The 25,000-nt window shown below is 74.1% G+C and carries 22 protein-coding genes; 12 read left to right on the plus strand and 10 right to left on the minus strand.

Features of this window, described 5'->3' with window-relative positions; all coding sequences use genetic code 11:
- Nucleotides 1-565 (minus strand): Crp/Fnr family transcriptional regulator (locus AB0E19_RS26400; RefSeq protein WP_362184675.1); only part of this gene is annotated, 565 nt, incomplete at its 3' end.
- Between the two features lie 327 nt (nt 566-892).
- Here AB0E19_RS26400 and nth point away from each other — a divergent pair.
- From nth to AB0E19_RS26415, 3 genes are all read left to right on the plus strand, one after another.
- Entirely contained in the window at nt 893-1,912 is a 1,020-nt protein-coding gene (nth, locus tag AB0E19_RS26405; RefSeq protein WP_362184676.1) for an endonuclease III, read from the plus strand.
- Nucleotides 1,913-1,994: 82 nt separating this feature from the next.
- A complete protein-coding gene (locus tag AB0E19_RS26410) occupies nt 1,995-2,699 on the plus strand; it encodes a CoA pyrophosphatase (RefSeq protein ID WP_362184677.1) in 705 nt (234 codons plus the stop codon).
- A 68-nt stretch (nt 2,700-2,767) separates the two neighbouring features.
- Nucleotides 2,768-3,967 (plus strand): MarP family serine protease, encoded by a 1,200-nt coding sequence (locus tag AB0E19_RS26415; protein ID WP_362184678.1) that lies wholly within the window; start codon nt 2,768-2,770, stop codon nt 3,965-3,967.
- A gap of 11 nt (nt 3,968-3,978) precedes the next feature.
- On the opposite strand, the gene AB0E19_RS26420 is transcribed toward AB0E19_RS26415, so the two are convergent.
- From AB0E19_RS26420 to AB0E19_RS26445, 6 genes are all read right to left on the minus strand, one after another.
- Nucleotides 3,979-4,170: a hypothetical protein gene (locus AB0E19_RS26420; protein WP_360602507.1), complete on the minus strand. Its 192-nt coding sequence runs from the start codon at nt 4,168-4,170 to the stop codon at nt 3,979-3,981.
- A gap of 119 nt (nt 4,171-4,289) precedes the next feature.
- On the minus strand, nt 4,290-5,225 hold the full coding sequence (locus AB0E19_RS26425; protein WP_362184679.1) for an alpha/beta hydrolase: 936 nt from the start codon (nt 5,223-5,225) through the stop codon (nt 4,290-4,292).
- Nucleotides 5,222-5,719: a phage holin family protein gene (locus tag AB0E19_RS26430; RefSeq protein ID WP_362184680.1), complete on the minus strand. Its 498-nt coding sequence runs from the start codon at nt 5,717-5,719 to the stop codon at nt 5,222-5,224. Before AB0E19_RS26430 ends, AB0E19_RS26425 begins: the two co-directional genes overlap by 4 nt.
- Before the next feature lie 54 nt (nt 5,720-5,773).
- Nucleotides 5,774-7,156: a Na+/H+ antiporter NhaA gene (nhaA, locus tag AB0E19_RS26435; RefSeq protein WP_362184681.1), complete on the minus strand. Its 1,383-nt coding sequence runs from the start codon at nt 7,154-7,156 to the stop codon at nt 5,774-5,776.
- A 234-nt stretch (nt 7,157-7,390) separates the two neighbouring features.
- On the minus strand, nt 7,391-9,403 hold the full coding sequence (acs, locus tag AB0E19_RS26440; protein WP_362184682.1) for an acetate--CoA ligase: 2,013 nt from the start codon (nt 9,401-9,403) through the stop codon (nt 7,391-7,393).
- A gap of 138 nt (nt 9,404-9,541) precedes the next feature.
- Nucleotides 9,542-11,962 (minus strand): SulP family inorganic anion transporter, encoded by a 2,421-nt coding sequence (locus AB0E19_RS26445; protein WP_362184683.1) that lies wholly within the window; start codon nt 11,960-11,962, stop codon nt 9,542-9,544.
- Between the two features lie 229 nt (nt 11,963-12,191).
- On the opposite strand from AB0E19_RS26445, the gene AB0E19_RS26450 reads away from it, so the two are divergent.
- Nucleotides 12,192-13,502 carry a hypothetical protein gene (locus AB0E19_RS26450; protein WP_362184684.1) on the plus strand — a complete coding sequence of 437 codons (1,311 nt, stop codon included), beginning with the start codon at nt 12,192-12,194 and terminating at the stop codon, nt 13,500-13,502.
- 231 nt (nt 13,503-13,733) lie between these two features.
- On the opposite strand, the gene AB0E19_RS26455 is transcribed toward AB0E19_RS26450, so the two are convergent.
- Nucleotides 13,734-14,729 carry an ATP-binding protein gene (locus AB0E19_RS26455; protein ID WP_362184685.1) on the minus strand — a complete coding sequence of 332 codons (996 nt, stop codon included), beginning with the start codon at nt 14,727-14,729 and terminating at the stop codon, nt 13,734-13,736.
- A gap of 102 nt (nt 14,730-14,831) precedes the next feature.
- Here AB0E19_RS26455 and AB0E19_RS26460 point away from each other — a divergent pair, with 102 nt between their 5' ends.
- Nucleotides 14,832-15,650 (plus strand): oxidoreductase, encoded by an 819-nt coding sequence (locus AB0E19_RS26460; protein WP_362184686.1) that lies wholly within the window; start codon nt 14,832-14,834, stop codon nt 15,648-15,650.
- 348 nt (nt 15,651-15,998) lie between these two features.
- On the opposite strand, the gene AB0E19_RS26465 is transcribed toward AB0E19_RS26460, so the two are convergent.
- Nucleotides 15,999-16,853, minus strand: coding sequence for an HAD-IB family hydrolase (locus AB0E19_RS26465; protein ID WP_362184687.1), 855 nt, complete (start codon nt 16,851-16,853; stop codon nt 15,999-16,001).
- A gap of 497 nt (nt 16,854-17,350) precedes the next feature.
- On the opposite strand from AB0E19_RS26465, the gene ssd reads away from it, so the two are divergent.
- From ssd to AB0E19_RS26500, 7 genes are all read left to right on the plus strand, one after another.
- Nucleotides 17,351-18,451, plus strand: a complete 1,101-nt coding sequence (ssd, locus tag AB0E19_RS26470; RefSeq protein WP_362184774.1) for a septum site-determining protein Ssd — start codon at nt 17,351-17,353, stop codon at nt 18,449-18,451.
- Nucleotides 18,448-19,656, plus strand: a complete 1,209-nt coding sequence (locus AB0E19_RS26475) for a TadA family conjugal transfer-associated ATPase (protein WP_362184688.1) — start codon at nt 18,448-18,450, stop codon at nt 19,654-19,656. Before ssd ends, AB0E19_RS26475 begins: the two co-directional genes overlap by 4 nt.
- The gene (locus tag AB0E19_RS26480; protein ID WP_362184689.1) at nt 19,653-20,525 is read left to right on the plus strand and encodes a type II secretion system F family protein; all 873 of its coding nucleotides are present in this window, start codon (nt 19,653-19,655) and stop codon (nt 20,523-20,525) included. Before AB0E19_RS26475 ends, AB0E19_RS26480 begins: the two co-directional genes overlap by 4 nt.
- A complete protein-coding gene (locus AB0E19_RS26485; protein ID WP_362184690.1) occupies nt 20,515-21,342 on the plus strand; it encodes a type II secretion system F family protein in 828 nt (275 codons plus the stop codon). Before AB0E19_RS26480 ends, AB0E19_RS26485 begins: the two co-directional genes overlap by 11 nt.
- A 64-nt stretch (nt 21,343-21,406) precedes the next feature.
- On the plus strand, nt 21,407-21,628 hold the full coding sequence (locus tag AB0E19_RS26490) for a DUF4244 domain-containing protein (RefSeq protein ID WP_362184691.1): 222 nt from the start codon (nt 21,407-21,409) through the stop codon (nt 21,626-21,628).
- Nucleotides 21,615-21,980 carry a TadE family type IV pilus minor pilin gene (locus AB0E19_RS26495; protein WP_362184692.1) on the plus strand — a complete coding sequence of 122 codons (366 nt, stop codon included), beginning with the start codon at nt 21,615-21,617 and terminating at the stop codon, nt 21,978-21,980. The genes AB0E19_RS26490 and AB0E19_RS26495 overlap by 14 nt, the downstream gene beginning before the upstream one ends.
- Entirely contained in the window at nt 21,977-22,339 is a 363-nt protein-coding gene (locus AB0E19_RS26500) for an Rv3654c family TadE-like protein (protein ID WP_362184693.1), read from the plus strand. The genes AB0E19_RS26495 and AB0E19_RS26500 overlap by 4 nt, the downstream gene beginning before the upstream one ends.
- 50 nt (nt 22,340-22,389) lie before the next feature.
- Here AB0E19_RS26500 and AB0E19_RS26505 read toward each other — a convergent pair whose 3' ends face one another.
- A complete protein-coding gene (locus tag AB0E19_RS26505; protein ID WP_362184694.1) occupies nt 22,390-24,936 on the minus strand; it encodes a DEAD/DEAH box helicase in 2,547 nt (848 codons plus the stop codon).
- Nucleotides 24,937-25,000: the final 64 nt, after the last annotated feature.

Genomic DNA, 25,000 nt, shown 5'->3' on the forward strand with positions numbered 1-25,000 from the left:
CGCGGGAGGCGCCGACGAGCTGGGCCAGCTCCTCCTGGGTGAGGTCGTGCACGACGTGGATGCCCTCCTCCGACTGCACGCCGAAGCGACGCGACAGGTCGAGGAGCGCGCGGGCGACACGGCCGGGCACGTCGGAGAAGACCAGGTCGGACATCTGGTCGTTGGTCTTGCGCAGCCGGCGGGCGACCGCGCGCAGCAGGGCGCCGGCCACCTCGGGACGGGCGTTCAGCCAGGGCTGGAGGTCGCCGTGGCCGAGGCCCAGCAGCTTGACCTCGGTCAGCGCCGTCGCGGTCGCGGTGCGCGGGCCCGGGTCGAAGAGGGACAGCTCGCCGATGAGCTCGCCGGGGCCGAGGACCGCCAGCATGTTCTCGCGGCCGTCGGGGGAGGTGCGGTGCAGCTTCACCTTGCCCTCGGTGACCACGTACAGGCGGTCGCCGGGGTCGCCCTCGTGGAAGAGCGCGTCGCCACGGGCGAGCGTCACCTCACTCATCGAGGCGCGCAGCTCGGCGGCCTGCTCGTCATCGAGCGCCGCGAAGAGCGGGGCGCGCCGCAGAACGTCGTCCACGAGTTCACTCCTACTGTCGACCTGCTCACGGGAACCTGGCTCCCATGATGCCGGACGTGCCAAACAGTGCGATCAATCACAACAAGTTTGACGCACCGGACGCCATTGCCGAACGTCAGGGGCCCGATCGGGGTCCGATCGGTGGTGGGCGGGGCGGATGTCGCCCTCGGCCCCTAGGCTGGCCGGGTGTCCAACTCGCCGGTGAGAACGCAGGCCAAGGGGGCTGGAAGAGTGTCGGCCGAAGGTAATTCCGCTGTGGGCGAACACGGCGTGTCGAAGCGGCCGAAAGCCGCGAATCGGGATGATTCGCCCTCGTCGGGGCGGGCCGTGAAGGCGTCTGCGGCACAGCGGACGGCTCCTGCGGCGAAGAAGGCGGCCCCTGCGAAGAAGGCGGCCGCAGCGAAGGAGGCGGCCCCCGCGAAGAAGCCCGCCGCGGCCAAGAAGCCCGCCGCGGCCAAGAAGCCCGCCGCGGCGAAGAAGGCCGCCGCCGAGAAGGCCGCCCCCCGGAAGGCCGTGGCGACGGTCGCGCCCGCCAAGGCCCGCAAGGGCGAGTCGCGGCTCGGCATGGTGCGGCGGGCGCGGCGGATCAACCGGGAGCTCGCGGAGGTGTACCCGTACGCCCATCCCGAGCTCGACTTCCGCAACCCCTTCGAGCTCCTCGTCGCCACCGTCCTCTCCGCGCAGACCACCGACCTGCGGGTGAACCAGACGACGCCCGCGCTCTTCGCCCAGTACCCGACCCCCGAGGACCTGGCCGCCGCCGTCCCCGAGGAGATCGAGGAGCTGATCCGCCCGACCGGCTTCTTCCGCGCCAAGACCAAGTCGATCATGGGCCTGGCCGCCGCCCTCAGGGACGACTTCGGCGGCGAGGTCCCCGGCCGCCTGGAGGACCTGGTCAAGCTCCCCGGCGTCGGCCGCAAGACCGCCTTCGTCGTCCTCGGCAACGCCTACGGCGTCCCCGGGATCACCGTCGACACCCACTTCATGCGGCTCGCCCGCCGCTTCGGCTGGACCGAGTCCGACGACCCGGTGAAGATCGAGGCCGAGGTCGCCGAGATCTTCCCGAAGAGCGACTGGACGATGCTGTCGCACCGGGTGATCTTCCACGGCCGCCGCATGTGCCACGCCCGCAAGCCCGCCTGCGGCGCCTGCCCGATCACCCACCTCTGCCCCGCGTACGGCGAGGGCGAGACCGACCCGGAGAAGGCCAGGAAGCTGCTCAAGTACGAGAAGGGCGGCTACCCCGGCCAGCGGCTCAACCCGCCCGCCGACTACCCCGGCCGCCCGGCCCCGCCCGCGCCCGGCGTGGCCCCCGGGGCCGTACAGCGGCCCTCCGGAGCGCGGTGAGCACCGCGAAGGCGTCCCAGGCCTCCTCACGCTCCGGGAACGAAGAGACAGGGCGACGGCGTTGGACGACTCGGGGGTGCTCATGACGCGCACGGACGAAGAGATCTACGGCCCCGGCACCGGCGGCCTGCTGGAGCGGGACGGCCTGCCCGACTGGCTGGCGCCGGTCGACCGCGCCGCGCGGACCGTCGCGCCCGAGCAGCTGAGCCGCTTCCTGCCGCCCAAGAGCGGAGCCGGCCGCCAGTCCGCCGTCCTGGTCCTCTTCGGCGAGGGCGAGCGCGGGCCCGAGCTGCTCCTCATGGAGCGGGCGGGCAGCCTCCGCTCGCACGCCGGACAGCCCTCCTTCCCCGGCGGCGCCCTCGACCCCGAGGACGGCGCCCCGGCCGACGGCGGGCTGCTGCGCGCCGCCCTGCGGGAGGCCGAGGAGGAGACCGGCCTCGACCCGGCCGGCGTCCAGCTCTTCGGCGTGCTGCCCCGGCTCTACATCCCGGTCAGCGGCTTCGTCGTCACGCCCGTCCTCGGCTGGTGGCGCGAGCCGAGCCCGGTCGGGGCCGTCGACCCCGCCGAGACCGCCCGGGTCTTCACGGTGCCCGTGGCGGATCTCACGGATCCGGCGAACCGCGCGATGGCCGTCCATCCGGCCGGCCACGCGGGCCCCGCCTTCCTCGTCGCATCCGCTCTGGTCTGGGGTTTCACCGCCGGAGTGATCGACCGGCTGCTCCACTTCGCGGGCTGGGAGCGCCCCTGGGACACCTCGCGGAAGGTCCCGCTCGACTGGCGGTCATGACAGGCTGACCCCCCGGGGGCCGGAGAAGGAACGGTGACCGGAAGAACGAATCTGCGAGGCTGACGACCGTGAACGTGCTGGACATCCTGCTGCTGCTCGCGGCCGTGTGGTTCGCGATCATCGGCTACCGCCAGGGCTTCGTGGTCGGCATCCTCTCCGTGATCGGCTTCCTCGGCGGCGGACTCCTCGCCATGTGGCTGCTGCCGGTCCTGTGGGACCAGCTCACCGACGAGAGCGAGGTCACCACCACGGTCACCGTGATCTTCGTGATGGCGGTCATCGTCTCCGCCTCCATCGGCCAGGCGCTCACCACCCACCTCGGCAACAAGCTCCGCCGCCACATCACCTGGTCCCCGGCCCGCGCCCTCGACGCCACCGGCGGCGCGCTGGTCAACGTCGTCGCCATGCTGCTCGTCGCCTGGCTCATCGGCTCGGCGCTCGCCGGCACCTCGCTGCCCACCCTGGGCAAGGAGGTGCGCGGCTCCAAGGTGCTCCAGGGCGTCTCCCGGGTGATGCCCGATCAGGTCGACGTCTGGTTCGCCGACTTCAGCTCCACCCTCGCCCGCAGCGGCTTCCCGCAGGTCTTCAGCCCCTTCGCCAACGAGCCCATCACCGAGGTCGTCCCGCCGGACCCGGCGCTCGCCGGCAGCCCCGTCGCCGCCCTCGCCCAGCGCTCCATCGTCAAGGTCGTCGGCACCGCCCCCAGCTGCGGCAAGGTCCTGGAGGGCACCGGCTTCGTCTTCTCCGAGCGCCGCGTGATGACCAACGCGCACGTGGTCGGCGGCGTCGACGAGCCCACCGTGCAGATCGGCGGCGAGGGCCGGCTGTACGACGCCAAGGTCGTGCTCTACGACTGGCGCCGCGACATCGCCGTCCTCGACGTGCCGGACCTGAAGGCCACCCCGCTCCGCTTCACCGAGCGCGAGGCGCACAGCGGGGACGACGCCATCGTCGCCGGCTTCCCGGAGAACGGCTCGTACGACGTCCGCTCCGCCCGCGTCCGCGGCAGGATCAGCGCCGACGGCCCCGACATCTACCACCGGGGCGAGGTGCGCAGGGACGTCTACTCGCTGTACACGACGGTCCGTCAGGGCAACTCCGGCGGCCCGCTGCTCACCGAGGACGGCACGGTCTCGGGCGTGATCTTCGCCCGCTCCCGTGACGACGCCGACACCGGGTACGCGCTGACGGTCCAGGAGATCCGCGAGGACATCGAGCGCGGCCGTACCGCCAACCAGCAGGTCGACACCGACAGCTGCGCCCTCTGACCCCCGGCGGGCTACGCGGTGTCGCGTGGGTGGCGGAGGCGGGCCGAGACCCAGCGGGCCCGCCGCCTGAGGATGCGTGAGATCCCGACCTGCCCGCCGGGGGTGCGGCCCTGCTCCGGCGGACCTCCCCGCTCGCGGGAGCCCGGCCCGGAGGCCGAGCGGCGGTCGCGTGCCGTGTCACCGTAGTCGTGCGTCCAGCCCATACCCGGACGTGTGCCCGGGGGTCGGGCTCGGTAACCGTTCCGGGGCCCGCCAATCGGAGTATGCGCCCGGCACATGGCCGTTCGACGCAAACCCGTGCGGGCGCGGGCCCGTCCGGGGGTCAGCGGTCGGGCTCGGGGTCCTTCAGCCAGTTCACCAGCTCCGTGGTGAAGGCGGCCGGGTCCTCCTCGTGGGGGAAGTGCCCCAGGCCGTCGAAGAGCCGCCAGCGGTACGGCGCTTCCACGTACTCGCCCGAACCGGCCGCGCTGCGGGTCCGCATCACCGGGTCCATCGAGCCGTGCAGGTGCAGCGTCGGCACCCGCACCGGCCGCTTCATGCGCCGGTTGAACTGGATGCCGTCCGGCCGGGCCAGCGAGCGGACCAGCCAGCGGTACGGCTCGATCGAGCAGTGCGCCGTGGACGGCACGAGCATCGCCCGCCGGTACGCCTCGACCGCCTCGTCCTCCACCGGGCGCGGGCCCGACCACTCCCGGATCAGACGTCCCACCAGCTCGGCGTCGTCGGCGACCAGCTGACGCTCCGGCAGCCACGGCCGCTGGAAGCCCCAGATGTGCGAGCCGGCCCGGGACTGGGCGAAGTCGGAGAGCATCGCCGAGCGCCAGCGGCGCGGGTGCGGCATCGAGGAGACCACGAGCCGGCGGACCAGCTTGGGCCGCATGACGGCGGCCGTCCAGGCGAGGTAGCCGCCCAGGTCGTGGCCGACGAGCGCGGCGTCCGGCTCGCCCAGCGAGCGGACCACGCCGGTGATGTCGAGGGCGAGGTTGGCGGGGTCGTAACCGCGGGGGGTGCGGTCGCTGCCGCCGACCCCGCGCAGGTCCATCGCGACCGCCCGGAAGCCGGCCTCGGCGAGCGCCGGCAGCTGGTGGCGCCAGGTCCACCAGAACTGCGGGAAGCCGTGCAGCAGCAGCACCAGGGGGCCGTCGCCCATCTCGGCGATGTGGAAACGGGCGCCGTTGGCCGCGACGTCACGGTGGGTCCACGGACCGTCGAGGCGTACGGGCCCGCCGCCGGGGGTGCTGCTCTCGGGGAGGGTCATACGGACGAGCGTGCCACAGACTGGGCCTTGGCCATCGTCACCTCGGCGGCCGGGACACCCTCCGGACGGGGGTGCGGCTTCACGTTCTGCATGATCGCGGCGGTCTGCTTGGCGGAGGCGATGGACTTCTCCGGCGGCTTGACCTTCTTGAACTTCGAGACGGCGATCGCGCCGAGGAGGCCCGCGACGATCACGTTGAAGGCGAAGGACAACAGGAAGCACCAGACGAGGTTCCAGCCGCCGTTGCCGTTGTGCCCGCCGGTCCAGGTGTTGATGGCGTAGGCGAGCGCGAAGCTCAGCATCGGCAGCGAGAACAGCAGCACGACGGCGGCGGCGATGGCCGCGCCGCTGCCGATCGCGCCGCGCTTCACGTCCTGCCGGAGCTCGGCCTTGGCCAGCGCGATCTCGTCGTGCACCAGTGCGGACATCTCGGCGGTCGCCGAGGCGACCAGCTGGCCGAGGCTGCGCTCGGTTCCGTCGAACGGGTCGCTCATCGCTCTCCCTCTCCTCTTGTACGGTCCGAGTCTCTGTGTACGGTCCGCCTCAGATCATGCCGGACGGTCGGCCCCGTCGCGCGGTGCCCCCGCCAGTCGGGCGCGCTCGCGGTGCTCGGCGGCCTTCCGCTCCAGGATCTCGGCCATCCGGAGGTGGTAGCCCTCGGTGCCCTCCTCGTACACGTCCGGGATGCCGTCCTCGTCGTCGTCCCGCTCCTCCTCGGCGACGAGGAGCTGGTACTTGCGCACGCGCAGCTTGAGCAGGAGCGAGGCGCAGGCCGCGGCGATCAGCGAGCCCATGAGGACGGCGGCCTTCACCTCGGCGGTGAGCGCCGCGTCCCCCTCGAAGGCGAGTTCGCCGATGAGCAGCGAGACGGTGAAGCCGATGCCGGCGAGGGTGGCGACGGCGAAGACGTCCGGCCAGGCCAGCTGGGGGTTGAGCTCCGCCCTGGTGAAGCGGGCGGTGAGCCAGGTGCCGCCGAAGATGCCGACGGCCTTGCCGACGACCAGGCCGAGGACGACGCCGAGGGTGACGGGCTGGGTGAAGACGTCGCGCAGCGCCTCGCTGGAGATGCTGACCCCGGCGGAGAAGAGCGCGAAGAGGGGGACGGCGAGGCCGGCCGAGATCGGCCGGACCAGGTGCTCGATGTGCTCGCCGGGGGAGTGCTGCTCGCCCTCGCGGGTGGTGCAGCGGAGCATCAGGCCCATGGCGACGCCGGCGATGGTGGCGTGGACGCCGCTGTTGTACATCAGGCCCCAGACGACCAGGGCCAGCGGGACGTACACGTACCAGCCGCGGACCTCCTTGCGGAGCAGGAACCAGAAGAGGGCGAGGCCGGCGAAGGCGCCGCCGAGGGCGGCGAAGTCCAGGTCGCTGGTGAAGAAGACGGCGATGATCAGGATCGCGAAGAGGTCGTCGACGACGGCGAGGGTGAGGAGGAAGGCGCGCAGGGCCGAGGGCAGCGAGGTGCCGATGACGGCGAGGACGGCGAGCGCGAAGGCGATGTCGGTGGCGGTGGGCACGGCCCAGCCGTCCATGGAGCCGCCGCCGACGGCGTTGACCGCGACGTAGACGAGGGCCGGGGTGGCCATGCCGCAGATCGCCGCGATCACGGGGAGGGCGGCGGCCTTCGGGTCGCGGAGCTCGCCGGCGACGAGTTCGCGCTTGAGCTCGATGCCGGCGACGAAGAAGAACACCGCGAGGAGGCCGTCGGCGGCCCAGTGCGCGATCGAGAGGTCGAGGCCGAGCGCGGCGGGGCCTATGTGGAATCCGGAGACCGCCTCGTAGCTGCCGGGGAGGGCGTTGGCCCAGACGAGCGCGGTGATCGCGGCCACCAGCAGGAGGACGCCGCCGACGGTCTCGGTGCGCAGGGCGTCGGTGAGGTGGCGGCGCTCGGGGAGGGAGAGCCGTCCGAGGAACGTACGGTCGGTGGACACGGGGAGCCTCCGGTCGGGTGGGCAGCACACAGCACATGCCGACCAGACTTCCCGGCTCACCTAGGTCTTTCTGTCGCGTTCCTGACGCGCTCCTTACTTTACCTAACGAGCCCGGGGCGTGTCCGGCGAGGATCACTTTAGGGTGGTATGGGGCATTCGGCACGGCGTGAGGGCAGCGCGGAAAGGCCCGCCCCGGGGGAGCCGGGGCGGGCCTTCACGAGGGGGTGCCGGTGCTCAGTCCTCGCTGGAGGCGGCCGGCAGCTGGTCCTGGATGAGCGACATGACCGAGGAGTCGGCCAGCGTGGTGACGTCGCCGACCTGGCGGTTCTCCGCCACGTCGCGCAGCAGTCGGCGCATGATCTTGCCGGAGCGGGTCTTCGGCAGCTCGGCCACCGGCAGGATCCGCTTGGGCTTGGCGATCGGGCCGAGTGTGGCGCCCACGTGGTTGCGCAGCTCGGCGACGAGGTTCTCGTCCTGGCTGGCGCTGCCGCGCAGGATCACGAAGGCGACGATCGCCTGGCCGGTGGTCTCGTCGGCGGCGCCGACGACGGCCGCCTCGGCCACCGCCGGGTGGGAGACGAGCGCGGACTCGACCTCGGTGGTCGAGATGTTGTGGCCGGAGACCAGCATGACGTCGTCGACCCGGCCGAGCAGCCAGATGTCGCCGTCGTCGTCCTTCTTGGCGCCGTCGCCGGCGAAGTACCGGCCCTCGAAGCGGGACCAGTAGGTGTCGATGAAGCGCTGGTCGTCGCCCCAGATGGTGCGGAGCATCGACGGCCAGGGCTCGGTGAGCACCAGGTAGCCGCCGCCGCCGTCCGGCACCTCGTTCGCCTCGTCGTCGACGACGGTGGCGGAGATGCCCGGCAGCGGGCGCTGGGCGGAGCCCGGCTTGGTCTCGGTGACGCCGGGGAGCGGCGAGATCATCATCGCGCCGGTCTCGGTCTGCCACCAGGTGTCCACGATGGGGCACCTGTCGGCACCGATGTGCTTGCGGTACCAGACCCAGGCCTCGGGGTTGATCGGCTCGCCGACCGAGCCGAGGACCCGCAGGCTGCTCAGGTCGAACTTCGCGGGGATGTCGTCGCCCCACTTCATGAAGGTGCGGATCAGCGTCGGCGCCGTGTAGAGGATGGTGACGCCGTACTTCTGCACGATCTCGAAGACCCGGCCCTGGTGCGGGGTGTCCGGGGTGCCCTCGTACATGACCTGCGTGGCGCCGTTGGCCAGCGGGCCGTAGACGATGTACGAGTGGCCGGTCACCCAGCCGATGTCGGCCGTGCACCAGTAGACGTCGGTCTCCGGCTTGAGGTCGAAGACGGCGTGGTGGGTGTACGCGGCCTGGGTGAGGTAGCCGCCGGAGGTGTGCAGGATGCCCTTCGGCTTCCCCGTGGTGCCCGAGGTGTACAGGATGAAGAGCGGGTGCTCGGCCGGGAACGCCTCGGGGGTGTGCTCGGCGGACTGGCGCTCGACGACGTCGTGCCACCACACGTCGCGGCCCTCGGTGAAGGCGGTGTCCTCGCCGGTGCGGCGGACGACCAGGACGTGCTCGACGGTCGGGCACTTGGCCACGGCCTCGTCGATGGCCGGCTTGAGCGCGGACGGCTTGCCGCGGCGGTAGCCGCCGTCGGCGGTCACGACCACCTTGGCGTCGGCGTCCTGGATGCGGGAGGCGACGGCGTCGGCGGAGAAGCCGCCGAAGACGACCGAGTGGGCGGCGCCGACGCGGGCGCAGGCCAGCATCGTGATCGCGGCCTCGGGGATCATCGGCAGGTAGACGGCGACCCGGTCGCCCTTGCGGACGCCCAGCTCGGTCAGGGCGTTGGCGGCCTTGGAGACCTCGTCCTTGAGCTCGGCGTAGGTGATCGCGCGGCTGTCGCCCGGCTCGCCCTCGAAGTGGATGGCGACCCGGTCGCCGTGGCCGGCCTCGACGTGCCGGTCGACGCAGTTGTACGCCACGTTGAGCTCGCCGTCGGCGAACCACTTGGCGAACGGCGGGTTCGACCAGTCGAGGGTCTCGGTCGGCTCGGTGGACCAGGTCAGGCGCCTGGCCTGCTCGGCCCAGAAGCCCAGCCTGTCCGCCTCGGCCTGCTCGTACGCCTCCGCCGTCACGTTGGCGTGCGCGGCCAGCTCGGCGGGCGGCGCGAAGCGGCGCTCTTCCCGGAGCAGATTGGCCAGGCTTTCGTTGCTCACGACATCTCCCTTTCCCAGGGCGTCCTCTGTGCGTATGTGTCCCGCGTCATAGCTCATCAGCCCGATGCCCCGGGTGACAAGAGTCTCCGGGGAATTGGTTTAGACCTGTGAGTGTCTTGACGGATGGGGGCCCTTCCGTCCCGAGCGGAGGGACGGAGGGGCCACACAGTCTCACGGAGCGGGGACGGGAAAGGTTCAGGACGCGCGGGCGGCCAGGGCCGCCGGCGGCACGCCGTGGAAGACGTCGTCGTAACCGCGTACCTCGTCCGCGTCGGAGAGCAGATACGCCTGCGCCTCGCCCACGTGGAAGTACATCCCCTGCAGGGTGAGGCTGCCGTCGGCGAGCCGTCTCGCCACCGACTCGTATGCCCGCAGGTGCTCCAGCTGCTGCACCACGTTGGTCAGGCACAGCTGCTCGACCGCGTCCGCGGGCAGCCGTCCGGAGATCCGGGCCCAGGCGTGGCGACGGCTCGCCATCCGCTCCAGACTCGGCCCGCCGTGCCGCAGCCAGCGGCGCAGCGGCGTCGCCGGACCGTCGGGCGCCGCGCCGAGCAGGGCCTGCATGGCGCCGCAGCCGGAGTGGCCGCACACGGTGATCGACTGCACCCGCAGGACGTCCACCGCGTACTCGATCGCCGCGGCCACCGAGTCGTCCCCGCTCTCCTCGCCGGGCAGCGGCACCAGATTGCCGACGTTGCGCACGGTGAAGAGGTCGCCGGGGCCGCTGGAGGTGATCATGCTGGTGACCAGGCGGGAGTCGGCGCAGGTGAGGAAGAGCTGGGAGGGGCTCTGGCCCTCCCGGGCGAGCCGGGCCAGCTCGTCGCGGACCAGCGGCGCGGTGTTCCGCTGGAACTTGCCGATGCCGTGGGCGAGCTGATGCCCCGTCCGCGCCGGAGGCTCCTGCGCGGGGGCGAGGGGCGGTGCGGGCAGCTCGGCGCACTGGTGGTTGTGCCAGGGGGTCCAGGGCCGGCAGCAGGGGTGTGGGGAGGGCGCCTGCGCGTCGCCGGCCGGAGCGGAGTCCGCATCGGGTCCGGGCCCGGTGCCCGAGCCGGGGCCCGGGGCGTGAGGGCCGGGCGAGTCGGCGATACGGCCTCCGGTGGGACCGGTCAGCGCGACCGCGCCGCCATGGGCCTGGTGGGAGGCCGTCCAGTCGGTCAGCGTCTCGTACGCGGCATGGTCCATGAACGAGCCGTCGAGCTCCACGGTCACCTCCGCGCCGGCGGGGATCTGGTGCAGCGCCCGGCTCAGCCGCGGTACGGCGAGGAAGGTCAACTGCCCGCGCACGCGCAGCAGCTGGTGTCCGTCGCGCTCCTCCCGGGTGATCCGGGTGCGTGCCAGCCGCTGCATCGCGACCGCGACGGCCACGGCGATCCCGAGGGCGACGCCCTCCAGGAGGCCGACCAGGACGACCCCGGTCAGCGTCGCCGCGTACACCACGACCTCGCGGTGGCGGGTGACCGTACGGATGTGGGTGATGCTCACCATCTGGATGCCCACGACCATGACGAGCGCGGCGAGCGCGGCGAGCGGGATCAGGTCGAGCACCGGTACGAGGAGCAGCGCGGCCAGCACGATCCACAGGCCGTGCAGCATCGTGGAGGCGCGGCTGACCGCTCCCGCCGACACGTTGGCGACGCTGCGGACGGCGACCCCGGCGACCGGGAGGCCGCCGAGCGCCCCCGAGACCACGTTGGCCGCGCCCTGGCCGGCCAGCTCGCGGTCGAGGCGGGAGCGCGGGACTCCGTGACCGCGGTCGGGGCGGGCGGCGACGAGCTTGTCGACGGCGACCGCGGAGAGCAGCGACTGCACGCTGGTGACCAGGGTGATGGTCAGCACCCCGGCGGCGATGCCGAGGACCGGCCCGTCGGGCAGCCCCGGCAGGGCGTGGCTGCTCCAGGAGGGCAGGTCGACGCGCGGCACGGTGAGCCCGGTGGCCGCGGCGAGCAGGGTCGCGCCGCCGACGGCGACCAGCGCGGCCGGTGCCTTGCGTGCGAGGCGGCCCGCGCGGCCCGGCAGTCGCGGCCAGCCGAGCAGGACGGCGACGGTCAGCGCGCTGATGGCGAGCGCGGCGGGCCGGACGTTCGCCAACTGCTCGGGCAGGCCGAGGGCGTTGGCCGTCACGGAGCTCTGCGGGGTGCCGCCGAGGACGATGTGGAGCTGGGCCAGGGCGATGGTGACGCCGATGCCGGCCAGCATGCCGTGCACGATCGCGGGCGAGACCGCGAGCGCCGACCGGGCCACTCTGAGGGAGGCCAGGGCGAGTTGGGCGAGTCCGGCGAGGACCGTGATGGCGCAGGTGGTGCGCCAGCCGTACCGCTGGATCAGCTCGGCGGTGACGACGGTGAGGCCGGCGGCGGGTCCGCTCACCTGGAGCGGGGAGCCGCCCAGCCGGCCGGCGACCAGACCGCCGACGGCGGCGGCGACCAGTCCGGCCTGGAGCGGGGCTCCGGTGGCGAGGGCGATGCCGAGCGAGAGCGGCAGCGCGATCAGGAAGACGGCGATCGACGCGGAGACGTCCACGCCGGCGGGGAGGAGGCGGCGGGCGCCTCCGGGTGGGCTGTGGGGCCGCTGGACGCGTGGTCGGTTGGGCGTGCGGGCGGGGGTGCAGAGGGTCATCCGGTCTCCTCAAGGCCGAACGGGTACCTCAACTCTGAGTAAACGAATCGTAATGGAGAGTAAAGTCTCCGGCATTATTTTCGAGGCAAACAGGGCAATGGTTCACCGGTTCCGGTGAATGGTGGACGCCCGTCCGCTTGTCGTTTCATCACCCCGCCCGTTCTGGTGCGACGTTGACGCCGCTCGGCCGCCGGACGGGGCGGAGCCGTCGGATGAGAGAGGTGGGCGGATGTCAGCCGTAGTGCGAGGAAGTACGTTCCGGAGGAAGGCGCTGGCCGCCGGCGCCCTCACCGTCGCTCTGATCGGCGGGCTGGCGGGCTGCTCGGAGCCGTCCTCCTCCGGCCCCGCCGCCCAGGGCGCCCCGGGCTCGGGTGCCGGTGCCGGTACCGGTGCCGGGAAGAAGGGACCCGCCGCCGCGCCGGAGAACGCGGTCCGGCTGATCGGCGACGGCTCCACCGCCTACACCGGCGCCCAGCCGCACCAGCCGACCTGGAAGAAGCTGAAGCCGGGCGAGGCCCCGCCGCAGTTCGTCGTCTTCTCCTGGGACGGCGCCGGCGAGGACAGCCAGAAGCTCTTCTCGCACTTCCGGAAGGTCGGCAAGAAGTACGACGCGACCATGACGTACTTCCTCAGCGGCGTGTACCTCCTGCCGGAGGAGAAGCGGGAGATGTACGACCCGCCCAAGCACTCCGCCGGCCGCTCCGACATCGGTTTCAACGACACCGAGGGCATCCGTGACACCGTCCGCGAACTGCGCGGCGCGTGGCTGGAGGGCAACGAGGTCGGCACCCACTTCAACGGCCACTTCTGCGGCGCCGAGGGCGGCGTCGGCACCTGGTCCGTGGAGGAGTGGAAGAGCGAGATCCGCCAGGCCAAGTCCTTCGTCAAGAACTGGAGGACCAACGCGGGCCTGCGCGCCGAGCAGCCGCTCCCCTTCGACTACGACAAGGAGCTCGTCGGCGCCCGCACCCCCTGCCTGGAGGGGCGCGCCAACTTCGTGAAGGCCGCCTCCGAACTGGGCTTCCGCTACGACACCAGCGGCGTCAACGACCAGATCTGGCCGGAGAAGGACCACGGCCTCTGGGACCTTTCCATGCACCTCGTGCCGGTCCCCGGCCGCGCCTTCCAGACCCTGTCCATGGACTACAACTTCCTGGTCAACCAGTCGCCCGGCACCACCCAGGGCGACCCGGGCATGCACCGCTACTGGGGCGACCAGATGCGCGACGGCCTCGTCCAGGCCTTCGATCGCTCCTACCGGGGCAACCGGGCGCCGGTCATCATCGGCAACCACTTCGAGTCCTGGAACGGCGGCACCTACATGCGCGCCATCGAGGAGACCATCGCCACGGTCTGCGTCCAGAAGGACGTCGAGTGCGTCTCCTTCCGCCAGCTCGCGGACTGGCTCGACGCCCAGGACCCGGCCGTCATCGCCAAGATGCGCACCCTGAAGGTCGGCGAAGCCCCCACCGGAGGCTGGCCCGCCTTCCTGGCGGCCCGGCCCCCGGCCCCCGCCCCGCAGCCCGCCCCCCGCGCCTAGCCCCCGCGCCTAGCCCTCCGCCAAAGGTTGAGCCGATGGCCTCCGCCAACGGCTCAGCCGATGGCCTCCGCCATCGGCTCGCCGAGGACGAAGTCGGGGTCGACCTGCGCCGCCAGGTCGGCTCCCGGTCCTTCGTTTTTCCGGCCCCCGCTCGCGCCGCTCGGCGCCGGGGCGCCTCTCGGGCTTCGGGGGGCTGTGCCGGACTCCGTCCGGCGGTGGTGGTCCGTCCCGTCAGCGTGTGGCCGCGGCGACGGGCCCGGTGGCGGGCTCGCCGAGGACGAAGTCGGGGTCGACCTGCGCCGCCAGGTCGGCTCCCGTCTTGGCGTTGCCCCAGCTCTCCGCGTTGCGGAGGTGGAAGTGGACCATCTGGCTCGTGTAGCGGTGCCGGTCGCGGCGGGGGTACGCGGCGTCCGCCGCCTCCCGCAGGGTCCGCAGCGCGTGGTGGTTCTCGGGCTCCAAACGCTCGAAGCGCGGCGGGCGGCCCTTCTCCATGGCCCGGACCCAGTCCGAGTGGCCGACCGTGACCAGCAGGTCGTCGCCGACCTCCTGGCGCAGGAAGTCCAGGTCGTCCGGCCCCTGCACCTTGTTGCCGACGACCTTCAGCGCGACGCCGAAGTCCCGCGCGTACTCCTTGTACTGCCGGTACACCGACACCCCCTTGCGGGTCGGTTCGGCGACCAGGAAGGTCATGTCGAAGCGGGTGAACATGCCGGACGCGAAGGAGTCCGAGCCGGCCGTCATGTCGACCACCACGTACTCGCCGGCCCCGTCCACCAGGTGGTTCAGGCACAGCTCCACCGCGCCGACCTTCGAGTGGTAGCAGGCGACGCCGAGGTCCGCCTCGGTGAACGGCCCGGTCGCCATCAGCCGCACCTCGCCCGGGTCGAGCCGCACCTGCCGGGCGCACGCCTCGTACACCGGGTTCTCCTCCCGGACCCGCAGCAGCCGGGAACCCTTCCCGGGCGGCGTCGTCTTGATCATCGTCTCGGCCGAGGCGATCCGGGGGTTGCTGCCGCGCAGGTACTCCTTGATGAGCGGCAGGTGCGCCCCCATCGCGGGCAGCGCGGCCGCCTCCGCCTCGGTGAGGCCGAGCGCGGCCCCCAGGTGCTGGTTGATGTCCGCGTCGACGGCGACGACCGGCGACTCGGTGGCGGCGAGGTGGCGGACGAAGAGCGAGGACAGCGTCGTCTTGCCGCTGCCGCCCTTCCCGACGAAAGCGATCTTCATGTTCACCTAGCGTAGTGGCATGAACGCACCGAGTGGTCGAGGTCTATGAAGAAGACCACTCCATCGTGGGGCGGGCCCCCGGGGCGCGTAGCCTCCTTACTTATGAGTACGCACGCCTCTGACCCCTTGGCCGCCCTCGGCACCCTGCCGGGCGTCGCCGACGCGGTGGACTCCGTACGCAAGGCCGTCGACCGGGTCTACGGCCACCGTGTGATGCGCCGCCGCAGCAACGAGATCGCCCACGAGGCTGCGCTCCGCGGCGCCCGCGGCTCGGCCGCGCTGGCCGGTGCCGACTGGGCCCTGGAAGAGGTCCGCCGCCGGACCGACTTCAGTGCCGACCCCGAGGCCCGCACCGTCGGCGCCGCCCTGCGCCTGAGCGCGGAGGCGGGCGAACTGCTCTCCATCTGGCGCCAGTCGCCGCTCCGCGTGCTGGCCCGGCTCCACCTGGTCGCCGCGGGCGAGCACGAGGAGTCGACCGGCCGCCCCCGGCAGGCCGGCGAGGCCGTGACCGAGCCGCTGATCGAGGCCCCGCTGCCCACCCCGGACGAGGTCGCCGCCCGCCTCGACGGCCTCGCGGAGCTCGTCGTCGCCGGCAGCGAGGCCCCGGCGCTGGTCGTCTCCGCCGTGGTCCACGGCGAACTGCTCGCCCTGCGCCCCTTCACCTCGCACAACGGCCTCGTCGCCCGGACCGCCGAGCGGATCGTGCTGGAGGGCAGCGGTCTCGACCCGAAGGGCATCTGCCCGGCCGAGGTCGGCCACGCGGAGCAGGGCCGGGCCGCCTACGCGGCCGCCTTCGAGGGCTACCTCACCGGCACCCCGGAGGGCGTCGGCGGCTGGATCGCGCACTGCGGTCGCGCGGTGGAACTCGGCGTCCGGGAGTCGACGGCGGTCTGCGAGGCGCTTCAGCGCGGCGCCGCCTGAGAAAACCCCCGGACATGGGTTGCGGCGGTACCAACCTTCAGTACCGCCGCTGGCACGTCCACCCAGTTACCAAGCGTCCTCGATATGTGCCCATCAGGCGGGGTGCTTTGCCCTTCGCCTGGTGCGGCTGGCCCGTAATCGACGGGTCGACGTCGCGTGGGTGCCAGGTTTTTGTGCGTCAGGTCCGTGGGGCCTTCATGCTCAACAGGTGATCCTCTCGGATGTCCCAGGTCTCGCGGGCCTGATTCCTTTCTACTCCTGTCCGCCGGTAAGCGAAAGTGGTGGGTCCGCTTCTTTCCGCTCTTTCCGGGTCCTCAGAGCCGGATCGCCCGAAAACGGGACAAGCGGTCAGCTCCCGGCGAGGGCCGCCGTCGCGGCCCGGTGGCGCCGCCGGGTGGCGTACCAGACCAGCCCCGCCGTCGCCGCCGCCGCGCCCACGGCCGCCGCGGCCATCAGCGCCGGACGCGGCGGCATCCGGAACTCCGGCAGCCGCTGCTTCAGCCGCACCGGCCGGTCGAAGACCAGCACCGGCCACTCCCGGGCGACCGCCTCGCGGCGCAGCGTCCGGTCGGGGTTGACCGCGTACGGGTGCCCGACCGCCTCCAGCATGGGGAGGTCGGTCGCCGAGTCGCTGTAGGCGTAGCAGCGGGAGAGGTCGTACCCCTCCGATTTCGCCAGCTCGCGGACGGCCTCGGCCTTCGTCGGGCCGTAGGCGTAGTACTCCACCTCTCCGGTGAAGCAGCCGTCCTCGCCGACCACCATCCGGGTGGCGACGACCCGGTCGGCCCCGAGCATCTCGCCGATCGGCTCGACCACCTCGGCGCCGGAGGTGGAGACGATCACGACGTCGCGGCCGGCGGCGTGGTGCTCCTCGATGAGGGAGGCGGCCTCGTCGTAGATGATCGGGTCGATGAGGTCGTGCAGGGTCTCGGCGACGAGTTCCCTGACCTGGGCCACGTTCCAGCCTTTGCAGAGCGCGGAAAGATATTCGCGCATCCGCTCCATCTGGTCGTGATCGGCCCCGCCGATCAGGAACACGAACTGGATGTAGGCCGTCCGCAGAGCGGCCCGGCGGCTGATCAGTCCGCCCCGGTAGAAGGACTTGCTGAAGGTCAGCGTCGAAGACTTCGCAATGACCGTCTTGTCCAGGTCAAAGAAGGCGGCTGTGCGCGGCAAGGAGTGGTTTTCCACAACGCTGAGCATAGGTGCCCGCCATTCGGCGTACGCTGGGGCGCGTGGGTTTGCCTGAGAAGGCTCTCGGGTACACCATGGAAGTCACGGATCGTTCGCGACCGTGCTAACCCGGACCGGCTCCTCCCCCCCCCGAGTCGGCCGGAGAGACGACCCCCGCTCTCCCCCCCGGCGGGGGTCGTCGCATGTCCGGAGCCGTTTTCGCCCGCTGGGCCATGGCTCGATCCCTTCCCTTCCGCCGCCGCGCGTCCGGCTGCCCGGCTCCCGGCGATCCCTCGATTTCGTCACCCAGAGTAACCGTCGGGCTGCGTTCCGGACAGTCCTCGGACGGGTGGTCGAGATATTCACAAGCGGTGGATTGTCCACAGTTTTTCGGTGGGCTCCGCACGATTTCCCGCTCGGCCTCACCGTGATTCCCGTCGCGAAGTTCGCGGCCCGCAGGAATCACGAGAGGGGTGTGCGCGATGCACAAGCCGACGTTCTCCCGCACGGGAGCGGAGCACGAAGCCATGGCGCGGCACGAGTCCACGGCACGGGACGGGGAAGGGGTGCGCGGCCCCGGTCCGCTGATCGTCACCGAGGACGTCGTCCTCCTCGACGACCTGCTGCGGCTGTGCGCCGCGGCCGGCGTCGAGCCCGAGGTGCACCACCGGGTGCCCGAGCGGCGGGCGAGCTGGACGGATCCCCCGCTCGTCCTGGTCGGCGAGGACGTCGCGGCCCGCTGCCGGGGCTCTGTGCGCCGGCCCGGGGTCGTCCTCGTCGGACGGGACCCGGACGACCCGGAGGTGTGGCGGCTCGCCGTCGAGCTCGGCGCGGACAGCGTGCTCAGGCTGCCGGGCGCCGAGTCCCGGCTCGTCGAGCGGATCGCCGACGCCGCCGAAGGGGGCGGCCGGACGGCGCTGACCGTCGGCGTCGTCGGCGGACGCGGCGGAGCCGGCGCCTCCACCCTCGCCTGCGGACTCGCGCTCGCCGCAGCCCGCTCGGGCCGGCGGACCCTGCTCGTCGACGGCGACCCGCTCGGCGGCGGGCTCGACGTGCTCCTCGGCGCCGAGCGGGAGGAGGGCAGGCGCTGGAGCGACTTCACCGCCTCGAAGGGACGGCTGGCCGGCGGCGCCCTGGCCGATTCGCTGCCCGCGGCCCGGGGCGTGCGGGTGCTGAGCTGGGGCCGGGAGCCCACCGGCTCCGTGCCGCCCGACGCGGTCCGGGCCGTGCTCGCCGCGGCCCGGCGCGGCGGCGGGGTCGTCGTGGTCGACCTGCCGCGCGCCGTCGACGAGGCCGGGGCCGAGGTCCTGGCCCAGCTCGACCTCGGCCTCCTCGTCGTCCCCGGCGAGCTGCGGGCGGTCGCCGCCGCCCACCGCATCGCCGGCACCCTCTCCCTCGGCGTCCGCGACCTGCGGGCCGTGGTCCGCGGGCCGTACGCGGCCGGGCTCGACGAGCGCTGGGTCGCCGACGCGCTGCGGCTGCCGCTCGCCGGCGAGCTCCCCTACGACCCCGTCATCGTGACGGGCCAGGACGAGGGCACCCCACCGGGCGCCGACCCCCGGGGCCCGCTCGGCCGCTTCTGCGCCGCCTTCTGGGAGCAGGCGCTGCCCTCCGGTGGTGCGGCATGACCGGCACCGGCGCGGTGGAGACCGCCCCGTCCGGTGCGTCTCCGGTCGCGCGGGCGGGCGGGGCCGGGCTCCTCGACGCCGTGCGGCAGCGGCTCGCGGCGAGCGGCGCCGAGCCGACCCCGGCCCGCGTGGCGGCCGCGCTGCGGGCCCAGGGGCGCCTGCTCGGGGACACCGAGGTGCTGGGGGCCGCCGAGGAGCTGCGGTGCGAGTTGACCGGCGCGGGGCCGCTGGAGGCCCTCCTCGCCGATCCGGACGTCACCGACGTCCTCGTCTCGGCGCCCGACCGGGTGTGGGTCGACCGGGGCGCGGGCCTGGAGCGGGCGCCCGTCGTCTTCGCGGACGCCGCCGCCGTCCGGAGGCTCGCCCAGCGGCTCGCGGCCGTGGCCGGGCGCCGCCTCGACGACGCCCGGCCCTGGGTGGACGCCCGGCTGCCCGACGGCACCCGCATGCACGCGGTCCTCCCGCCCGTCGCCGTCGGCTCCACCTGCCTCTCGCTGCGGGTGATGCGCCCCCGGGCCTTCACTCTGGAGGAGCTCACGGCCGCGGGGACGGTGCCGCCCGGCGGTGACCGGGTCCTGCGCGCGCTGATCGGGGCCCGGGTGTCGTACCTGGTCAGTGGAGGCACCGGCACGGGCAAGACGACGCTCCTCGCCGCCCTGCTCGGGCTCGTCGGGGAGCGCGAGCGGATCGTCCTCGCCGAGGACTCGGCCGAGCTGCGCCCCGACCACCCCCATGTGGTGCGGCTGGAGGCCCGGCCGCCGAACCAGGAGGGCGCCGGCCTCGTCACCCTCCGGGACCTGGTCCGCCAGGCCCTGCGGATGCGGCCCGACCGGCTCGTCGTCGGCGAGGTCCGCGGCGGCGAGGCCGTCGACCTCCTGGCGGCCCTCAACACCGGGCACGAGGGCGGCTCGGGCACGCTCCACGCCAACACGGCCTCCGATGTGCCCGCCCGGCTGGAAGCGCTCGGCACGGCCGCGGGACTCGACCGCGCCGCCCTCCACAGCCAGCTCGGCGCCGGACTCTCCGCCGTGCTGCACCTGGTGCGCGACCCCGACGGGCGCCGCCGGATCGCCGAGGTCCACGTCCTGGAGCGGGACCGGGACGGTCTCGTGCGGACGGTGCCCGCGCTCCGCTGGGCCCCGTCCGGCTTCGAGCGGGAGCGGGGCTGGCCCCGCCTGCGCGCGCTCGTCGGAGGTGCCCCGTGACGGTCGGGCTGTACGCCGGGTCCTGTCTCCTGGCCGCCGGAGCCGTGCTCGCCCTCCGGCAGGCGGCCGGGCGCCGCCGCGTGGTCCTGCGGGCGCGGGCCCTGCTCTCCGGGGAGGGAGCCGGGTACGGAAGCGGGGGCTTCGGCCGGGCGGCCCTCGGCCGCTGGCGGGCGGCCGCCCGGGGGCGACCGGAGTGGCTCTGTCTGCCCGCCGCCGGGCTGATCGCGCTGGCGGGCGGGTCGCCGCTGCCGCTGGCCGTGGGCGCCCTGGCCGTCCCGCTCGTGCGGCGGCGGCTGAGGGCGGCCGGGGCGCGCAAGGAGCGGGAGGCGCTGGCCGGGCGGGTGGTGGCGCTCTGCGAGGCCGCGGGCGGCGAGCTGCGGGCCGGCCGCCAGCCGGGCCACGCCCTCGCCTACGCGGCCCGCCGCACCGGCGCCCTCGGCGCGGAGGAGCCTCGCGTGCTCGCCGCGGTCGGCTTCGGCGGCGACGTGCCGGAGGCGCTGCGGAGAGCGGCCCGCCGGGCGGGCGCCGAAGGCCTCGCAGGTCTCGCAGCCTGCTGGCAGGTGGCCGTCGACAGCGGCGCGGGGCTGGCCGCGGGCCTCGACCGGCTGGAGGCCGCCCTCCGGGAGCAGGACGAGCGGCGCGAGGCGCTGCGGGCCGAACTGTCCGGGGCATGGGCCACGGTGGCCGTGCTCGCGGCCCTCCCGGTGGCCGGGATCGGCCTCGGCGCGGTCATGGGCGCGGAGCCGCTGAGGGTGCTGCTGCACACCCCCGCCGGAGGGGCCTGTCTGGTGCTCGGCGGCGCGCTGGAGGCGGTCGGGCTGTGGTGGGCCGCGCGGATCGTTCGGGCGGGAGGCGGCGATGTTCGGTGAACCGCTGGTGAGGGCGGCCCCGCTGCTGCTCCTGGGCTGCTGGCTGCTCGGCCGGGCCTGGCGGCGACTGGCGCGGGTGCGCGGCGGGCGGGGCGCTCGGCGACGGCTCGGCGGGCTGCTGGCGGACGCCGGCGGCGGGCCCTTGGGGGCGCGGACCGGGGCGCCGGCCGGGGAGCAGGGGCGGCGGTGGGCGCGGCTGCCGGCCGGACTGCGGGAGGTGCCGACAGCGGTGCGGGCGGCGGTCGTGGGCGCGGTGCTCGTCGCGGGGGTGTTCCTCGGGGCGGTGGCGGCGCTGCTCGCCTTCGTGGGCGGAGTGCTCGGCGCCCGGTGGTGGCTGCGGCGGGCCGGAGCCTCCCGGGTGCCGGCCGCGGACCGGGAGGCGGCGGCGCGGCTCCCGCTGGCGGCCGACCTGCTGGCGGCCTGCGTCTCGGCCGGAGCCGGGCCGGGAGAGGCGGCGGAGGCGGTGGGGCGGTCCCTCGGCGGGCCGCTCGGGGAGCGGCTGCTGCGGACCGCCGCCGAGCTGCGGCTCGGCGGTGAACCGGCGGAGGTGTGGGGGCGATTCGGCGCGATACCGGGCGCCGAGGGGCTCGCCCGCTGCCTGGAACGGGCCGACGCCTCCGGGGCGCCCGCCGCGGAGGCGGTGGCCCGGCACGCGGCCGGACTGCGGGCGGCGACCGCCCGCGCGGCCGCCGCCCGGGCCCGCCGGGCCGAGGTGCTGATCAGCGCCCCCGTGGGGCTGTGCTTCCTGCCCGCGTTCCTCGCGGTCGGGGTGGCCCCGGTGGTGATCGGCCTGGCGAAGGGCCTGCTCGGGCCCTGAACGACGACACGACGACACGACGTGAACCGACGGAACGACGGACGGAACGACGGAGGGAACAGAGATGGAAACGGCATACACGTGGGTGCGGGCGGCGCTGCGGGGGTTCTGGGCGGCCCGGCGGGCCGCGCTGCGGACCGACAGCGGCATGAGCACGGTCGAGTACGCGCTGGGCACGCTCACGGCGGCCGGCCTGGCCGCCGTGTTCTACAAGGTGGTGACCGGCGGGTCCGTCTCGGGCGCCCTGGAATCCCTGGTCACGAAGGCGCTCGATGCGCCGTTCTGACCGGGACCGGGGGTCGGTGACCGTGGAGGCGGCGGTGGTGCTGCCGGTGCTCGCGCTCTTCGCCATGGCGCTGCTGTGGGCGCTGGCCGCGTCCGCCGCGCAGATCCGGTGCGTGGACGCGGCCAGGGCCGGGGCGCGGGCGGCGGCCCGTTCGGAGCCCGCGGACGCCGTCGTGGCCGCCGCCCGGGCCGCCGCGCCCGAGGGGGCCCGGGTGGCGGTGGCGCGGGAGGGAGAGCTGTGGCGGGTGACCGTGGAGGCCGCGGCGCCCGGGCCGGGCGGCCTGGGCGTGACCCTGCGGGCCGGGGCCGCGGCCCTCGCCGAGGACACCGTCGGGGGAGGGGGGCCGCTGTGAGGCGCGGACACGGCGACCAGGGCGTCGCGAGCGTGTGGACGGCCTTCGCGGCCTGCGCCCTGTGCGTGGTCTTCGGGGCGGTGCTGGCGCTCGGACAGGCGGTGGCCGCCCGGCACCGGGCCGGCGGCGCGGCGGACCTCGCGGCCCTCGCCGCCGCCGACCGGGCGGTCCGGGGCGAGCCGGAGGCGTGCGCGGCGGCCCGCCGCGTCGCCGCCGCGCAGGGCGCCGAGCTGCTCCACTGCCGGCTCACCGGTGCCGAGGCGGAGGTGACGGCCCGGGTGGCCGCCGGGCCGTGGGCCCCCACGGCCCGATCACGCGCGGGCCCGGCCGCACCCGCCCCTGATCCCTCCGCCCCCTGATCCCTCCGCGCCCTGACCCCTCCGCCCCCCTGACGCCTCCGGTGAGCCTCCTACGCCGGATCGGTCTCCGGAACGGTCTCCGGATCGGGCTCCGGATCGGTCTCCGGCTTCGGGTCCGGTTCCGGGGCGGGTGTCGTGGCTGCGGGGGTCGCGGGGGGTTCGCGGAGGAGTTCGGTGAGGAGGCGGATGGCGCCTCGTTTGTGGAGGGGGTCGTTGCCGTTGCCGCACTTGGGGGACTGGATGCAGGAGGGGCAGCCGGCCTCGCACTCGCAGGACGCGATCGCCTCGCGGGTGGCGGCGAGCCAGGTCCGGGCGGTGTGGAAGGCGCGTTCGGCGAAGCCGGCGCCGCCGGGGTGGCCGTCGTACACGAAGACGGTCGGCAGCAGGGTGTCCGGGTGGAGCGGGACGGAGACGCCGCCGATGTCCCAGCGGTCGCAGGTGGCGAAGAGCGGCAGCATGCCGATGGAGGCGTGTTCGGCGGCGTGCAGGGCACCGCCGAGGATCTCCGGGGTGATCCGGGCGGCGTCGAGCTGGTCCTCGGTGACCGTCCACCACACGGCCCGGGTGCGCAGGGTGCGGGGCGGCAGGTCGAGCTTGGTCTCGCCGAGGACCTCGCCCGTGATCAGCCGGCGGCGCAGGAAGGAGACGACCTGGTTGGTGACCTCGACGGAGCCGTAGCAGAGGCGGCCCGCACCCCAGGGGACCTCGGTGTCGGTCTCCAGGACGCGGATGGAGGTGGTGTCGCGGGCGACGGTCGAGTACGGCGGGACGGCCTCCTCGACGAGGGCGACGGAGTCCTCCAGGTCCAGTGTGCGGACCAGGTAGGTGCGGCCCTGGTGGAGGTGGACGGCGCCCTCGTGGACGGAGGCGTGGGAGGCGGCCTCGTCGACCGTGCCGAGGAGCCGTCCGGTGCCCTCCTCGACGATCCGGACCGGGCTGCCGCCGCCGCCCCGGATGTCGGCGAGGTCGGCGGCGCGCTCGCGGCGGGTCCAGTACCAGCCGCCGGCGCGGCGGCGGAGCAGCCCGGCGCCCTCCAGCTGCGGCATGAGGCCGGGTGCGGCGGGGCCGAAGAGGGCGAGGTCGGACTCGGTGAGGGGGAGTTCGGAGGCGGCGGCGCAGAGATGGGGGGCGAGGACGTAGGGGTTGTCGGGGTCCAGGACGGTCGACTCGACCGGCTGGTCGAAGATCGCCTCGGGGTGGTGGACGAGGAAGGTGTCCAGCGGGTCGTCGCGGGCGATCATGACGGCGAGGGCGCCCTCGCCGGAGCGGCCCGCCCGGCCGGCCTGCTGCCACAGCGAGGCCCGGGTGCCGGGGTAGCCGGCGATGAGGACGGCGTCGAGGCCGGAGACGTCCACGCCCAGCTCCAGGGCGGTGGTGGCGGCGAGGCCGAGGAGCTCCCCGGAGTGCAGGGCCCGTTCCAGGGCGCGGCGCTCCTCGGGGAGGTAGCCGCCCCGGTAGGCGGCGACCCGGCGGGCGAGGGCCCGGTCGGTCTCGGCGAGTCGTTCCTGGGCGATCACCGAGATCAGTTCGGCGCCGCGCCGGGAGCGGACGAAGGCGACCGTGCGGACGCCCTGCCGGGTGAGGTCGGTGAGGAGGTCGGCGGTCTCGGCGGTGGCGGTGCGGCGGACCGGGGCGCCCCGCTCGCCCTGGAGCTCGGTGAGGGGCGGCTCCCACAGGGCGAAGACGAGTTCGCCGCGGGGGGAGGCGTCGTCGGAGACCTCGGTGACGGGCAGACCGGTGAGCCGGCCGGCGGCGCGGGCGGGGTCGGCGGAGGTGGCGGAGGCGAGGAGGAAGACCGGATCGGAGCCGTACCGGGCGCAGACCCGGCGCAGCCGGCGCAGGACCTGGGCGACGTGGGAGCCGAAGACGCCCCGGTAGGTGTGGCACTCGTCGATGACGACGTAGCGCAGCGAGCGCAGGAAGGAGGACCACCTGGGGTGGGAGGGCAGGATGCCCCGGTGCAGCATGTCGGGGTTGGTGAGCACGTAGTTCGCGTACTGCCGGACCCACTCGCGTTCCTCGACGGGGGTGTCGCCGTCGTAGACGGCGGGCCGGATCCGGTTGCCGAGCGGGGCGGCCAGCTCGCGGACGGCGCGGCGCTGGTCGGCGGCGAGGGCCTTGGTGGGGGAGAGGTAGAGCGCGGTCGTGCCGCGGCCGTTGGCGGCCTCGGCGCCGTCGAGGAGGGTGGAGAGGACGGGGGCGAGGTAGGCGAGCGACTTGCCGGAGGCGGTACCCGTGGCGATCACCACGGACTCGCCGTCGAGGGCGTGCTCGGCGGCCTCGGCCTGGTGGGCCCAGGGGTGCTCGATGCCGGCGTCCTGGATCGCGGCGATCACCTCGGAGCGGACGCGGTCCGGCCAGACGGCATGACGGCCCGCCCGAGCGGGCATGTGCTCCATATGAGTGATGCGCGCGGCGCGGCTCTCGCCCGAGGCGAGCCGTTCGAGGACCCGGTGCGGGGAGGGGCGGCTGCCCGTGTCCCCGGCGGGTCGAGCGGTGCGGTGATTCTTGGCCATCGGCACCGAGTGTGTCACCGGCGTGACGGACAATGCTTCCAAGGCGTCGTGCATGGCTGCTGGTAAGTGATTGAATGCCATCGCGGCTGGCGATTCGTTCTCCGACTCCGCCCGGGAGATCCGAGGGGGCGAACGCCCGATAGCA

Origin of the sequence: Streptomyces sp. NPDC047974, assembly GCF_040653375.1 — a bacterium.
Taxonomy (GTDB): Bacteria; Actinomycetota; Actinomycetes; order Streptomycetales; family Streptomycetaceae; genus Streptomyces.